This is a genomic window from Alphaproteobacteria bacterium (genome assembly GCA_005883305.1).
Lineage (GTDB): Bacteria > Pseudomonadota > Alphaproteobacteria > Sphingomonadales > Sphingomonadaceae > Allosphingosinicella.
This window is the reverse complement of record VBAC01000001.1, coordinates 2355332-2369347: the sequence shown is the minus strand read 5'-3', so window position 1 is coordinate 2369347 and position 14016 is coordinate 2355332. Positions and strand designations below refer to the sequence as shown.

Below are 14016 nucleotides of genomic sequence, written 5' to 3'. Positions count from 1 at the left end.
CGGGGCCCATGAACCGAAGTGGTCGAGAGGCTCCCGGCGGCGATCGCGCTTCACCTCGAAGACCGTGTTCATGGGTCCCGGCCTTCGGGGTCCCCGCAAAGTACTACTTTGCGGGGTGCGCCTTCGCCGGGATGACTCTGTGAATCAAACGAAAACCGCCCGGGCCAATTGAGTACGGGCTCTACCGCAGCCGAGCCGCCTGTCGGCAGACGGCGAACAATTCCACGTCGGCGGCGATCGGGCCGACTCCGCCGGAGCTCTTCACCTGCCGCTCGGCCTCGGCGAGGCGGGCGATCGCCTTGGCCAGAAGATCGGAGGGCCAGCGCCTGAGCTGCGCCTCGATCCGGTCCTTCTCCTTGAAAAAGATCGACTTGCCCGATGACGCCATGACTGCGCCCGGGCTTCGGCCGGAATCGACTTCGGCCCGGAGGCGCGCCAGCAGCGCCATTCTTCGGAGCAAGGCGCGGATCAGCGTGACGCCCTCCATCCCCATAGTGTGCAGCCGCGCAAGCTCGCTCTCCAACGCCGCCGCGTCGCCGCCGATCGCGCTGTCGGCCAGCCGTCCGAGGTCGCCCTCGTCCGCGGCGGCGCCGAGTGCGTCGATGATGTCGTGGTCGAGCGTGGCGGGAGCCGCCGGCGAGGCGTCGAGATAGAGCGCGAACTTGGCGAGCTCCTGCTCGGCGATCGCGCGGTTGCCGCCGCTCGAATCGAAGATGCGCTGGGCGACGTCGGCGCGCACGGTCAGGCCCTGGACGCGGGCGAGCTCCGGAACCAGCTTCCACGCATGCTCCCCGTCGGGGACGTAGGAGGCGTGGGCCAGCGCATCGGACGAGGCCAGAGCGAGCTTGAGCAGCTTCGAGGCGGGCTTGAGCGGGCCGGCGACGATGGCGACCGGGTTTCCGGCGGCCGGCGCCTCGATCAGCGCCTCCAGCGCCGGGACGATCTCGTCGCCGGCCTGTTCGACGAGGATCCAGCGAGCGCCGCCGAACATCGAGATGGAGGCGGCCTCATCGGCCAATCGCGCCGGATCGGCCCTGAGATCGGCGCCGCTGAGATCGATCCGCTCGGCATCGGCGCCGACGGCGGCGGCCAGCGCCTTGACCATCGCCCGGCTCCCGGCCTCGTCCGGCCCGTGCAGAAGGAAGAAGCGGGTCTCGGCGGGAGCCTTGAGCGCCTTGGCGATCTGGGCGGCGTTCGCCTTCACCGGCCGCCGGCGCCGCCCCGCTGGGCGAAAAGCGCGATCCGGGCGACGATCTGGTCGGCGATCTCGACCGACAGCCGCTCGAGCGCGGTCTGTTCGGCCGCGACCGTGGCATATTCGCTGGAGACGACGTCGATGCCGGCGTCCGAGCCCGCGGTGGCGTCGAGGACCACCGTCCCGCGTTCGGCCTCGACCAGCCGGTAGCGCGCGCGCAAGGTTCGCCGCTCGCGGGTCACGGCATTGTCGGAGCGGATGCCGAAGCCGGTAATGTCGTCGCTGAGCTCGACCTCCAGCCGGTAGACCGGTTGGCCTTCGCCGCGCCCGAGCCGGTCCTCGAGCGCCGTGCGCACCAGCCAGCCGCCGCGCCCGGCGATGGGCGCCACCTGCACGCCGCGCAACGTCTGGACGACGGCGCCGGAAGCGCCGCCCGCGTAGAGCGGGCGGAGCGTGCATCCCGCCAGCGCAAGCAAAAGGAGAGCGAGGGCGGCGCGGCCGTTCACGCGACGAGGTTCACCAGCCGGTCGGGAACGACGATCACCTTGCGCGGCGGCTTGCCCTCGAGGATCCTGGCGACCTTCTCGGAGCCGAGCGCCATCTCCTCGAGCGCCTCCTTCGGCGCGCCCTTGGGGGCGGTCAGCGTGTCGCGCAGCTTCCCGTTGACCTGGATCGCGATCGTCACCTCGTCCTCGACGAGCAGCGCCGGATCGGCCTTCGGCCAGGGCGCGTCGGCGATCAGGCCTACCCGGCCGGCCGCCGCCCAGGCCTCTTCGGCCACATGCGGGACCATCGGCGCGACGAGGCGGATCAATGCCTCGGCAGCGCCGGTTCGCGAGGCGCTGGGGGGCGCCTTTTCGATGGCGTTGGCGAGCTCGTAGATATTGGCGACCGCCTTGTTGAAGGCGAGCGATTCGATGTTCGCGCCGACTGCGGCGATGGTCTGGTGGAGCTTGCGATCGAGCGCCTTGTCCTCGCCTTCGGCGCCCTCGCGCGTTTCGGAAATTCGCCACAGCCTCTGGATGAAGCGCCAGGCGCCCTCGATCCCCGCCTCGCTCCATTCGAGGTCGCGCTCGGGGGGCGAATCGGACAGCATGAACCAGCGCACCGCGTCGGCGCCGTATTGGTCGACGATCGGCTCGGGATCGACCGTGTTGCGCCTGGACTTAGACATCTTCTCGACCCGGCCCGGAGTCACCGCCTTGCCGGCCTGCATCGCCGCCTCGGCTTCCTCGGGCAGAAGCCAGTTTCCGGCCTCGTCCTGATAGGTGCGGTGGGTGACCATGCCCTGGGTGAAAAGGCCGCGGAACGGTTCGGCCACGTCGATCATCCCGATCCGCTGCAAAGCGCGCGTCCAGAAGCGGGCGTAGAGCAAATGCAGGATCGCATGCTCGACGCCCCCGATATACTGATCGACCGGAAGCCAGCGCCCGGCGACGGCCTTGTCGAACGGCCTGTCCTCGGGCTGGCTGGCGAAGCGCATGAAATACCAGGAGGAATCGACGAACGTATCGAGCGTGTCGGTCTCTCGCCGAGCCTCGCCGCCGCAGCTCGGGCAGGCGACTTTCGCCCAGATCGGGTGGCGCTCCAGCGGGTTGCCCGGGATGTCGAAGCTGACGTCATCGGGCAACACGACCGGAAGCTGCCGCTTCGGGACCGGCACGGCGCCGCATTTCGCGCAGTGGACGATCGGGATCGGCGTGCCCCAATAGCGCTGGCGCGAGACGCCCCAGTCGCGCAGCCGCCAGACCGTCGTTCCCTCGCCCCAGCCCTCGGCCTCGGCGCGCTCGATCACCGCCGCCTTGGCGCTCTCCACGGTCCTGCCATCCAGGAAGCGCGAGTTGACCAAAATGCCGTCGCCGCTTTCCGCCTCGCCCACGACCGGCTTGTCTGCCTGCTCGGCGCTCGCCGCAACCACGCGCCGGATCTCCAGGCCGTATTTGGTCGCGAATTCGAAATCGCGCTGGTCGTGCGCGGGCACGCCGAAAATGGCTCCGGTGCCGTAATCCATCAGCACGAAATTGGCGATGAAGACCGGCAGCTCCCAATCCGGATCGAGCGGGTGATAGGCCTCGCCGATCTCCAGGCCGAGCTTTTCCGCCGTCTCCAGCTCGGCCGCCGTCGTTCCGCCCTGCTTGCAACGTTCGATGAAGGCGGCCACCTCGGGCGAGCGGGCGGCATATTCCTGCGCGAGCGGGTGGTCGGGCGAGACGGCGACGAAGCTGGCGCCGAAGATCGTGTCGGGCCGGGTGGTGAACACCTCGACCGACTTGATGGCGCCGCGCTCGGCCGGCTCGACCGCGAACCGGAACTTCATGCCCCGGCTCTTGCCGATCCAATTCTCCTGCATCAGCCGGACCTTGTCCGGCCACTGGTCGAGCGTCGCCAGGCCGTCGAGCAGCTCCTCGGCGAAATCGGTGATCTTCAGGAACCACTGGCTCAATTTGCGCCGCTCCACGAGCGCGCCGGAGCGCCAGCCGCGTCCGTCGATCACCTGTTCGTTGGCGAGCACGGTCATATCGACCGGGTCCCAATTGACCTCGCTTTCCTTGCGATAGACGAGCCCCGCCTCGAACAGATCGACGAACAGCGCCTGCTCATGCCCGTAATAAGCGGGATCGCAGGTCGCGATCTCCCGGCTCCAGTCGAGCGCGAAGCCGAGCCTCTTCAGCTGCGCCTTCATCGTCGCGATGTTCGACCAGGTCCATTCGCCCGGATGAACCTTGCGCTCCATCGCCGCATTTTCGGCCGGCATACCGAAGGCGTCCCAGCCCATCGGGTGGAGCACCTCGAAACCGTTCATTCGCCGATAGCGCGCGAGCACGTCCCCCATCGTGTAATTGCGGACGTGCCCCATGTGGATGCGTCCCGACGGATAGGGGAACATCTCCAGGATATAGGCCTTGGGACGATCGCTCGCGTCGGACGCGCGGAAGCTGCCCGCATCGTCCCACACTTTTTGCCAATGGGCATCGGCTTTGAGAGGATTGAAGCGCGATGCCATCGCGAACGCTTACTCCGGTTGCCTAGCCCGCGATCGCGGCGCGGCGCAGGTCGCGCGCTCTGGTGAGGATGATCTCCTCGATCCGCTGGACGGTCGCCGCGGCCAGCGGAGCGTCGATCCACTGGCCGTTCTGCAGCGTCTGCCGCGCCCCGGTGACCCGAAGCGCGTCGGCGCGCAGGTCGCGGTCGAGGATCACGGCGGTCAGCTTGACCCGCTCGGAGGGGTTTTCGGCGTTGACGTACCAGTCGGTGACGATCACGCCGCCGTTGGAATCGGTCTGCGCGAACGGCGCGAAAGAGAGCGTGTCGAGCGCGGCGCGCCAGAGATAGGCGTTGACGCCGATCGTCGTCACCTGGCTGGCGGCGATGTCGCTGCGCTCGGAAGTCGTGGCGCTTCCGCGCGGCCGGCCGAATTCGAGCGACGAACAGGCCGGCAGGGAGACGGCGACAACGGCGGCCAGGCCGAGGGAAATTAGGCGAGCCATATGGGATCCTTGGAAACGAAAGGGGCGCTTGCCGTTATAGGTATCGCCGCGTCCCCGGCAAGCGCCCTCTTGAGCGCCGCCGGGGGTGGGTCCGGGCAACCGGCGGTTCAGGGGAAACCCTTATTGTGGGAATGTTGCAACAGAGGGAGAGATTCAGGTGCGGGAGGACCGGCTTCGCTGGGATTCGCCACTGACTCATACTAAGTCCCGGTCAAGAGGGGAGAAAGGTCGTTTGAACAAAGTGCGGGCCCTAGGCACGACGGCAAGCGCATCGCTGATCGCGATGGCGCTGCTCATCGCGCCCGCATTCGCGACCACCACCCAGAGAACCAAGGGTAATCGCCCAGCCGCCGTGGCGAGCGCAAGCCGCCCGGTCGGCGCCTTCACGCCGGCCGTTTCCGATCCGCGACTCGCAGCGGCCCTGGCCCGCCGGGGCACCAGCCTGGGCGGCGATTTCCGCCTGACCCCGGCGGCGACCGCGGGGCGCGAGCGCCAGCGCGGCATCCAGGTCGCGATCCGCGGCCAGACGAACAGCATGGCGGCCGCGCAGCGCGACGCGGGGCCGACCTCGGCCTCCGCGGTCACCGCGATCACGCCGAGCTCCTACAATCTCGGGGTTTCCCTGGGGTGGCGGCGCTTCGCCATCACCGGCGACGTGGCCCAGGCCGATGCCGGCCTGATCGCCGGCACCCGCGAATCGGCCGAAGTCGGCATGAGCTACCGCGCCACCCGCCGGATCACCGGCCGAGTCGCGGTCGCCGCCGAACGGGCGGAGGGCACGCAACGCATCCTCTCCGAGGACCAGGCCTATCAGCTCGACGTCGGCGGCGCCTTCTCGATCGCCCGCAACGTCGACGTCACCGCAGGCGCACGCTACCGAATCGCCCGCGACCGGCTCGAGCCGCTGGCCCCGGTCGGCCGCCGCGACAGCCAGGCCGTCTACGTCGGGACCGCGTTCCGCTTCTAGCGCCTCAGGCGCTCCAGGCGTCTATTCCCGCCCAGCCGTAAGCGCCGAACGAGGCGAGCCTTCGTCCGCGCCTTCGATTCATGCCGCCGAGCGCGATCACCGGCAGCGGCGTTCGGCGGGCGAGCCAGGCGAAGCGGGCGAGGCCGAGCGCCTTCGCGTCGGGGTGACTTCGCGTGGGATAGACCGGCGAGAGGAAGACGAGGGCGGCTCCGTCGCGCTCGGCGGCGCGTAGCTCCGCATAATTGTGGACGGGGGCGCTCCTCAGGCCGCGCCCAGGGCCTCGGCCGTGGCTTCCGTCGGCGCCCCAGCTTTCCGCGAGCGTGGCCGGTCCGGCGAGCAACAGCAGGCCGGGATGCGCGGCCCGCACCGCATCGAACAAGTTGCGCCGCGCGACTTCGATAAGACCGTAATGGCGAAAGACGATCCCGCCGTCCTCGGGCAGGCGCTCGACCGCGTCGGCCAGCCGGTCGCCCTGCCGTTCGTCGGTCATCAGCCAGAGGCGCGGCAGAGGGTGGCGGGGGCGCATCGCCCTTCCTATAGCATAGGCCATGGCGCTTTCCCCGCTGGAAGAGATCAGGAGCCGGATCGCCGCCGCGGAGCAGCGCGCCGGGCGCCCGGCGGGCGACGTGACCCTCATCGCCGTATCGAAGACTCAAGGCGCCGAGGCGATCGAGGGGCTCATCGCCGAGGGGCAAAGCGTCTTTGGCGAGAACCGGGTCCAGGAGGCCCAGGAGAAGTGGCCGGCGCTGAGGGCGCGGCGGGGCGATCTGCGCCTCCACCTGATCGGCCGGCTCCAATCGAACAAGGCGGAAGACGCGGCGGCTTTGTTCGACGCGATCCACTCGATCGACCGTCCCTCGCTGGTGGAAGCCTTGGCCAAGGCGGTCGCCAAGCTCGGCCGCGGGCCGGATTGCTTCATCCAGGTCAATATCGGCGACGAGCCGCAAAAGGGCGGTTGCACAGTGGCGGAGCTGCCGGGCCTGCTCGATGCGGCCCGGGGGAAAGGGCTGCGCGTCCTCGGCCTGATGGCGATCCCGCCCGAGGGCGTCGAGGCGGCGCCCTATTTCGCCCTGCTCGCCAAGCTGGCGCGGCGTCATGGCCTCAAAGGCCTGTCCATGGGCATGTCGGCCGATTTCGAGACCGCCATAATGTGCGGCGCGACCCATGTGCGCGTCGGCACGGCTTTGTTCGGCGAGCGTAACGCTTGAAATTCGACGCGCTCATTTTCGATTTCGACGGCGTCCTCCTCGAGAGCGAATGGGCGGGCAACAAGCAGATCGCCGATTACCTGACCGAGCGCGGCTATCCGACCAGCGTCGAGGATTCGATGCGCGAGTTCATGGGGCTGGCGGGCCGCGACTTCCTCGGCGCGATCGAACGCTGGATCGGCGGCGACCTGCCGGGCGACTTTCACGACGCCCGCGCCGAAGAGGATGCCCGGGCCATCGCCGAGGGATTGGAGGAGGTTGCCGGCGCGGTCGCCTTCATCCGGGGCCTGCCCGCCGATCTCCCCAAGGCGATCTGCTCGTCGAGCTCTACCCACTGGATCGAGAGCCACCTCGCCCATCTCGGTCTCGCCGGGGTTTTCGAAGGCAGGATCTTCTCGGGGCGCGAGCATGTCGAGCGCGGCAAGCCGGCGCCCGACCTCTATCTCCACGCGGCCGCGGCGATGGGCGTTCCGATCGAGCGCATCGCGATCATCGAGGATTCGCCGGTCGGAGTCGAAGGCGCGCTTGCGAGCGGGGCGACGGTGATCGGGCTGGTCGCCGGGCGTCATTGCCTGGAGGGCCATGAAGAGCGGCTGCGCGGGCTGGGCGTAACCATGATCGCCCACGACTTCGATGAGGTCGCCCGGCTTCTTCGCTAGAGCTGGTGCCCGCTCCGATCACGCTTGGTGGCGAGGTAGGCGCGGTTGTGCTCGCTCTCGCCGATTCTAAGCGGGACGCGTTCGACGACGGCGATGCCGAGCCGCTCCAGCGCTTCGGCCTTGCGCGGATTGTTGGTGAGCAGGCGGATGCGCGGCTGGCCGAGTTTCTCGAGCATGCGGGCGGCGACCGAGAAATCGCGCTCGTCGTCGGCGAAGCCGAGGCGCAGGTTCGCGTCGACCGTGTCGAAGCCCTGGTCCTGCAGCGCATAGGCGCGCAGCTTGTTGACCAGGCCGATGCTCCGGCCTTCCTGGCGGAGGTAGAGCAGGATGCCCCAGCCCGAAGCGGCGATGGCCTCGAGCGCGGCGCTCAGTTGGGGTCCGCAATCGCATTTCAGGCTGCCGAGCGCGTCGCCGGTGAGGCATTCGGAATGGACCCGGACCAGCGGCGGCTCTCCGGCCGGGTCGCCGACGATGAGCGCGACATGCTCGGCGGTGTCGCCGTCCGAGCGGAAGGCGACGATCTCGGCCTTCTCGGCGAAGCGGCTGGGCAGGCGGGCACGCGAGACGATCCTGAGGTCCGCGCCCGACCCGAACGTCATGACGTCATCCGCCGCGACGCGCATCTCGGCGGGCGCGTCGCGGCGCGTGAACAGCGCGGGGAGCAGGCCGGCGAGGCGGGCAAGGCGCATCGCCGCCTCGGCGGTCGGCGGCGAGCAGAGCGGCGCGGTCTTGAACGGGCCCTTGAGCGGGTATGCGAGGTCGAGCGCCGGATCGGCGACGGCGATTGCGGCGGCGAGATCGATCCAGGGCGCGCGGACGATCAGCACGGGCTCCGTCGGCAGAGCTTCGCGCTGGTTGGTGAGCTTCAGGGTCGCGGCGCGATTGCCGGCGATGAGCAGGCCGGAGGGCGTGTCGCCGTCGAATTCGGCAAGGCCTTCCTCGTCGGCCGTCTCGACGGCGAGGAACGAGATTTCGCCGACCGCCACCGGCCAGCCGCGCCGGAGCGCGTCGATCGCGCGGGCGACATCCCGCGCGCCGCTCAAAGAGCGAATTCCGTCATCAGCGGCACGTGGTCGGACGGCCGCGTCCAGTTGCGGCAGGGTTCGTAGACCTTGTGCGCGGAAGCCAGGGCGGCGACGTCGGCGGTCGCCCACATATGGTCGAGCCGGCGGCCGCGGTCGTTCTTCGTCCAGTCCGGCGAGCGGTAGCTCCACCAGGTATGGAGACGCTGCGGGGCCGGATGGAAGTGGCGGCCCAGGTCGACCCAGTCGTTGCTCGCCTGCAGGCCCGTCAGCGCTTCGACCTCGATCGGCGTGTGGCTGACGACATTGATCAGCTGCTTGTGGCTCCACACGTCGCATTCGAGCGGCGCGACGTTGAAGTCGCCGACGACGATGGTCGGGCAGCGCACGCCCTCGGACCAGCGCGTCATCCGGCCGATGAAATCGAGCTTCTGGCCGAATTTCGGGTTGACCGCGCGGTCCGGAACGTCCCCGCCGGCCGGGATGTAGACGTTTTCCAGCCGGATCCCGCAATCGAGGCGCACGCCGACATGGCGCGCCTCGCCATTGTCCTGCCAGTCGTGCCGGTCGTCCTCGCGCATCGGCAACCTGGAGACGATGGCGACGCCGTGGTGCATCGGCTGGCCGCATATGATGATCTGATCATAGCCGAGGCGGCGGAACAGTCCCTCCGGGAATTCGGAATCGCGGACCTTGGTTTCCTGCAGGCAGAGGATGTCGGGCGCCTCCTGGGTCAGGAACTTCTCGACGATCTCGACGCGCGCGCGGACCGAATTGATGTTCCATGAGGCGATTTTCAGAGAGGAGGACATTGCGGCGGGCTTAGCGGCAGGTTGTTTGGCTGTCGATTCGGCAGGGCGCGAAGGCATGAAGGGCCCCCGCTCCGGGGGCGTGGAGCGGAGGCCCACCAAGCGTTGCTACGCGAGGTCAATTGCGCGGTTGCGACACGAGCAACAGGGGGAAAACCCGCCCCGCAACCGGCAATTGCAGGCTGATTCTATGCCCGGCGACCTGTCGCGCCGATGAACGAGGATTAACCGCGCGGGCCGCGCCGCGTCGGGTTGCGGTAGGTGAAGGCGCTGTCGGCGACCGGCACGTTGAAGCGCTGGTTGGAGAGCCGAACCGTCGTCAGGTGGTTCTGCGCGTCGCGCATGTTCCACCCCTGGAGCATCAGGCCGGCCGGAGCGCTGGCGACCTTGGCAAAGGCGATGCTGATCGTTCCGAACTCGCGGCGCCGCGGATCGCGGGCCTCGATCATCAGCACCTGCGCGTCGTTCTGCACCACATGCGCGTAGCGGGCGAGGTCCTGATTGGGGTTGAGCAGGACGGAGAGCGGGGAATCGTTGATCGGCCAGCGCTGGCGCTGCCCGACGTCATAGTCGATGAAGGTCAGCGCGTTGCCGTCGCCGACGATCAGGATGTTGGCGGTGCGGCCGTAATCGAAGCGGACGCGGCCTGGACGGCGGATGGTCAGCGTGCCCGCGAGGGTCCGGCCCTGGCGGTCGCTCTGGCTGAAGTTGGCGGTCATCGTGTTGACCGCGCGCAAATGGGCCTGGACCTGAGCCAGGCCGGCCGGGGCCGCCTGCGCGTGGAGCGCGACCGGCGCGGCGACGGCGAGGGTCGCGGGAAGGGTCGCGAGGGCGAGGGCGCGAAGACGCAGCATGAACTATCCTTCTCGGGCGGGGATGGCGGGCGATATGTCGCTTGCCGCTTGAATGTCCAGTGAACCCGGCAGTTCCCTCAGACCAGCGGCCGCCCCTCGGGGTCGACCAGCACCTCGCGGCGGCCGACGTGATCGGGCGCGCTGACCACGCCTTCCTTCTCCATCCGCTCGATCAGGCGCGCGGCGTTGTTGTAGCCGACGCGCAGCTGTCGCTGGAGGTAGGAGGTCGACGCCTTCTGGCTCTCGGCGACGATCTGGATCGCGCGGCGGAACAGCTGGGTTTCGGCATCGTCCTCGCCGACCGGCTGGCCCTCGAACATATAGCCGCCGTCCTCGGGCTCCTCGGTCACCGCCTGGACGTAGTCGGGATGGCCCTGGGCGCGCCAGAAATCGGCGACTGCGCGCACCTCCTCGTCGGAGACGAAGGGCCCGTGGACCCGGGCGATCTGCTTGCCGCCGGGCATGTAGAGCATGTCGCCGCGGCCGAGCAGCTGCTCCGCGCCCTGCTCGCCGAGGATCGTACGGCTGTCGATCTTCGAGGTGACCGAGAAGGAGATTCGGGTCGGAAGGTTCGCCTTGATCACGCCGGTGATGACGTCGACCGAGGGCCGCTGGGTGGCCATGATCAGGTGGATTCCGGCGGCACGCGCCTTCTGGGCGAGGCGCTGGATCAGGAACTCGACCTCCTTGCCGGCGGTCATCATCAAATCGGCGAGCTCGTCGACGACGACGACGACCTGGGGTAGCACGTCGTAGTCCAGCTCCTCCATCTCGTAGCGCGGCTGGCCGGTCTCCGGATCGTAGCCGGTCTGAACCCGGCGGCCGAGCGGCTGGCCCTTCATCTTCGCCTCGCGCACCTTGGCGTTGAACGAGGAGAGCTGGCGAACGCCCACCGAGGCCATCATCCGGTAGCGCTCCTCCATCTGCTCGACCGTCCATTTGAGCGCGCGGATCGCCTTGGCGGGCTCGGTGACGACCGGAGCGAGGAGGTGCGGGATGTCGTCGTAGACGCTGAGCTCGAGCATCTTGGGGTCGATCAGGATCAGTTTGCACTGCTCGGGAGTCAGCCGGTAGAGCAACGAGAGGATCATCGCGTTGAGGCCGACCGACTTGCCCGAACCGGTGGTGCCGGCGACGAGCAAATGAGGCATCGGCGCGAGGTCCGCGACGACCGGATCGCCGGCGATGTTCTTGCCGAGGATGATCGGAAGCGAGGCGACCTGATCCTCGAAGGCGGGGCTCGACACCAGCTCGGAGAAGCTCACCATCTCGCGCTTGGCGTTGGGAAGCTCGATGCCGATCACCGACCGGCCCGGAATGGTCGCGACCCGGGCCGAGAGCGCGGACATGTTGCGGGCGATGTCGTCGGCGAGCTGGATCACCCGGCTCGCCTTGATGCCCGATGCGGGCTCGAGCTCGTACATCGTCACCACCGGACCGGGCCGGACCTCGACGATCTCGCCCTTGACCGAGAAATCGTCGAGCACCGATTCGAGCAGACGGGCGTTGCGCTCGAGCGCCGCCTTGTCGAGCACGACGTTGGTCCGCGGCGGCGGCGGCGTGAGCAGGTCGACCGAGGGAAGAGTGTAGCTGTCGCCGAGGGCGAGCGAGGGCTGGCGCTCGCGCAACGGGCGGCGCACCGCGTCGGGCGCGCGATCCGCGATGACCGGACCGCGCGGCTGGGTCGCCGGTACGACCGGAGCCCGCGCCGGGCGCTCGGGAACGGCCGCCGGATCGTCTTCGTCGGCAGCCTCGCGCGCCAGCCGCCGCGTGCTGAGCCAGCGGCGCTCCTCGGCGGTGAGGCCGAGGCCGATCAGGCAGAGCGCCAGGCCGCAAGCGGCGGCGATGGCGATGATCGCGATCCTGAACGGGCCGACGATCCCGGAGTCGCCGAGGAAAGCGAGCCCCCAATCGATCAGACCGGCCAGCGCGAGGCCGAACGCGCCGCCCCAGCCCGCGGGCAGGCCGTTGACCGCGCCGCCCGCGAACAGCCCTGCCCCGGCGCCGATCAGGGCGATTCCGATGGCGGTGACGACCAGCGCGCGCAGCCAGCGGCCGGCATCGCTCCCACGCGTCAGCCTGAGGCCGATGACGAGGATCACCGGCAGCAGCAGCGCCGCCGGCGGCCCGAGCAGCATCAGCATCAAATCGGAAGTCCAGGCGCCGATCGCGCCCATCCAATTCTGAACCGGGCCCGCAGCGTCGGTGTTCAGCGAGGGGTCGCTCGGATGGTAGGTGATCAGGGCGACGGCGCCGCCCAAAGCGCCAAGCGTGAGGGCCAGGCCGCCGAAGAAGCTCCGCGAGCGGCGGACGAGCCGCACCGTGCCGTCGCGCCACTGCGCGATACGGCCCGGCCCATCGCTGTTCGCGGTTGCTGCCGCCATCGGATATGTGCCCCAAATGTTCCCAACAGGCTTAATGCGCCCGCTCGGACTCCCCGGTCAAGCGCTTGGCGTTGCAGCGGGGCAACGGCGGAGCGCTTTTCAGCAAAAGTGGTCCGGTTTTGCGGCCGAAAAGCGCTCCTTTGAATGATCTGGACCGTTTTCGGGAAAACGGTCTAGGGGAAGGAAATGAGCCAAGCGGACGTGATCATCCTCGGCGGCGGCCTGGTGGGACTCAGCCTAGCGCTCGCGCTCGACCGGCATGGGCTGGCGACGATCGTCGTGGATCCCGCCGATCCCGCCACCCAGATCGCCAAAGCCTATGACGGGCGCGCCACCGCCGTCTCGAGCTCCTCCTGGCGGATGCTGGAGGCGCTCGGCGTGGCGGACCGGCTCGAAGACCGAACCTGCGCGATCCGCGCCATCCGAGTCAGCGATGGCCTCGCACCAGGCGGCATCGCCTTCGAGCCCGAGGAGAACGACGATCCGCTCGGCGTGATGGTCGAGAACCGGCTCCTGCGCGGCGCGCTGCAGGAGAGCGCCCGGGCGGCCGAGCTTATCCAGCTCGTTATGCCGGCGCGCCCGGCCGAGACTGTGCGCGACGGCAACGGAGTTCGCGTGGCGCTCGACGACGGCCGCCTGCTCACCGCGCCGCTGCTGGTCGCGGCCGAAGGGCGCAACTCGCCCATGCGCGAGGCCGCCAACCTGCCGCTCGCCCGCTGGAGCTACGATCACGTGGCGATCGTTGCCACGGTCTCGCACGAGCGGCCGCATGACGAGACCGCCTATGAAATTTTCTATCCCGCCGGGCCGTTCGCCATCCTGCCGATGCTGGCGGGCGAGGACGGACGCCCCCGCTCGGCGATCGTCTGGTCGGTCTCCAAGCGGGATGCGTCCGCGATGCTGGCGCTGCCGGAGCGCGCGCTTAGCCATGAGATCGAGAAGAGAATGGGGGGCTTCCTCGGCACGGTGTCGCTGGCCGGGCCCCGCTGGAGCTATCCGCTCGGCTTCCACCACGCAGCGCGGCTCACAGACCTTCGGCTCGCTCTGGTCGGGGACGCCGCTCACGGCATCCATCCGATTGCCGGCCAGGGCCTAAACCTCGGCTTTCGCGACGCCGCCGCGCTCGCCGAGGTGCTTGTCGAAGGCGCCCGGCTCGGCCTCGATCTCGGCGACGCGCAATTGCTCGACCGCTACGAGCGCTGGCGCAGCCTCGACACCTTGATGGTGGCGATGGCGACGGATTCGCTGACCCGGCTCTACGGCGTGCCCGGCAAGACCGCCTCTGCCCTTCGCCGGCTGGGCATGGGCGCGGTGCAGCGGATCGGGCCGCTAAAGGACCGGCTGATGGCCGAGGCGCGCGGCGAATCGGGCGATTTGCCGCTGCTGCTCAGGGGCCTGCCGATCTGATCCTAATCCTCCCCTGCAAATGC

Annotated in this window: 13 protein-coding genes; 4 read left to right on the top strand and 9 right to left on the bottom strand. The window is 69.1% G+C overall.

Annotation, left to right across the window (positions count from 1 at the left end):
- Positions 1-181 precede the first annotated feature (181 nt).
- The 4 genes from holA to E6G92_11770 are packed head-to-tail and all read right to left on the bottom strand — an operon-like array spanning position 182 to position 4683.
- On the bottom strand, positions 182-1204 hold the full coding sequence (gene holA / locus E6G92_11785; GenBank protein TMJ20392.1) for a DNA polymerase III subunit delta: 1023 nt from the start codon (positions 1202-1204) through the stop codon (positions 182-184).
- Complete coding sequence (locus E6G92_11780; protein TMJ20391.1) at positions 1201-1701, bottom strand: hypothetical protein; 501 nt, start codon at positions 1699-1701, stop codon at positions 1201-1203. Before E6G92_11780 ends, holA begins: the two co-directional genes overlap by 4 nt.
- On the bottom strand, positions 1698-4199 hold the full coding sequence (locus E6G92_11775) for a leucine--tRNA ligase (protein ID TMJ20390.1): 2502 nt from the start codon (positions 4197-4199) through the stop codon (positions 1698-1700). The genes E6G92_11780 and E6G92_11775 overlap by 4 nt, the downstream gene beginning before the upstream one ends.
- A gap of 22 nt (positions 4200-4221) precedes the next feature.
- A complete protein-coding gene (locus E6G92_11770; protein TMJ20389.1) occupies positions 4222-4683 on the bottom strand; it encodes a DUF3576 domain-containing protein in 462 nt (153 codons plus the stop codon).
- A gap of 283 nt (positions 4684-4966) precedes the next feature.
- Between E6G92_11770 and E6G92_11765 the strand changes: the two genes are divergently transcribed.
- Positions 4967-5650, top strand: a complete 684-nt coding sequence (locus E6G92_11765) for a hypothetical protein (GenBank protein ID TMJ20388.1) — start codon at positions 4967-4969, stop codon at positions 5648-5650.
- 4 nt (positions 5651-5654) lie between these two features.
- On the opposite strand, the gene E6G92_11760 is transcribed toward E6G92_11765, so the two are convergent.
- Positions 5655-6176: a thiamine phosphate synthase gene (locus tag E6G92_11760; GenBank protein TMJ20387.1), complete on the bottom strand. Its 522-nt coding sequence runs from the start codon at positions 6174-6176 to the stop codon at positions 5655-5657.
- A 22-nt stretch (positions 6177-6198) separates the two neighbouring features.
- Here E6G92_11760 and E6G92_11755 point away from each other — a divergent pair, with 22 nt between their 5' ends.
- Both E6G92_11755 and E6G92_11750 read left to right on the top strand, forming a co-directional pair.
- Positions 6199-6858 (top strand): YggS family pyridoxal phosphate-dependent enzyme, encoded by a 660-nt coding sequence (locus E6G92_11755; GenBank protein ID TMJ20386.1) that lies wholly within the window; start codon positions 6199-6201, stop codon positions 6856-6858.
- Positions 6855-7517 (top strand): HAD family phosphatase, encoded by a 663-nt coding sequence (locus tag E6G92_11750; GenBank protein ID TMJ20385.1) that lies wholly within the window; start codon positions 6855-6857, stop codon positions 7515-7517. Before E6G92_11755 ends, E6G92_11750 begins: the two co-directional genes overlap by 4 nt.
- Here the strand turns inward: E6G92_11750 and ribA are convergent.
- The 4 genes from ribA to E6G92_11730 all read right to left on the bottom strand — a co-directional run bounded on the left by ribA (position 7514) and on the right by E6G92_11730 (position 12586).
- Entirely contained in the window at positions 7514-8560 is a 1047-nt protein-coding gene (gene ribA, locus E6G92_11745) for a GTP cyclohydrolase II (GenBank protein ID TMJ20384.1), read from the bottom strand. The genes E6G92_11750 and ribA overlap by 4 nt on opposite strands.
- A complete protein-coding gene (locus tag E6G92_11740) occupies positions 8557-9351 on the bottom strand; it encodes an exodeoxyribonuclease III (protein TMJ20383.1) in 795 nt (264 codons plus the stop codon). The genes ribA and E6G92_11740 overlap by 4 nt, the downstream gene beginning before the upstream one ends.
- Before the next feature lie 221 nt (positions 9352-9572).
- On the bottom strand, positions 9573-10202 hold the full coding sequence (locus E6G92_11735) for an outer membrane lipoprotein carrier protein LolA (GenBank protein ID TMJ20382.1): 630 nt from the start codon (positions 10200-10202) through the stop codon (positions 9573-9575).
- Between the two features lie 77 nt (positions 10203-10279).
- Positions 10280-12586, bottom strand: coding sequence for a DNA translocase FtsK (locus tag E6G92_11730; protein TMJ20381.1), 2307 nt, complete (start codon positions 12584-12586; stop codon positions 10280-10282).
- Positions 12587-12772: 186 nt separating this feature from the next.
- Between E6G92_11730 and E6G92_11725 the strand changes: the two genes are divergently transcribed.
- A complete protein-coding gene (locus E6G92_11725) occupies positions 12773-13993 on the top strand; it encodes an FAD-dependent oxidoreductase (GenBank protein ID TMJ20380.1) in 1221 nt (406 codons plus the stop codon).
- Positions 13994-14016: the final 23 nt, after the last annotated feature.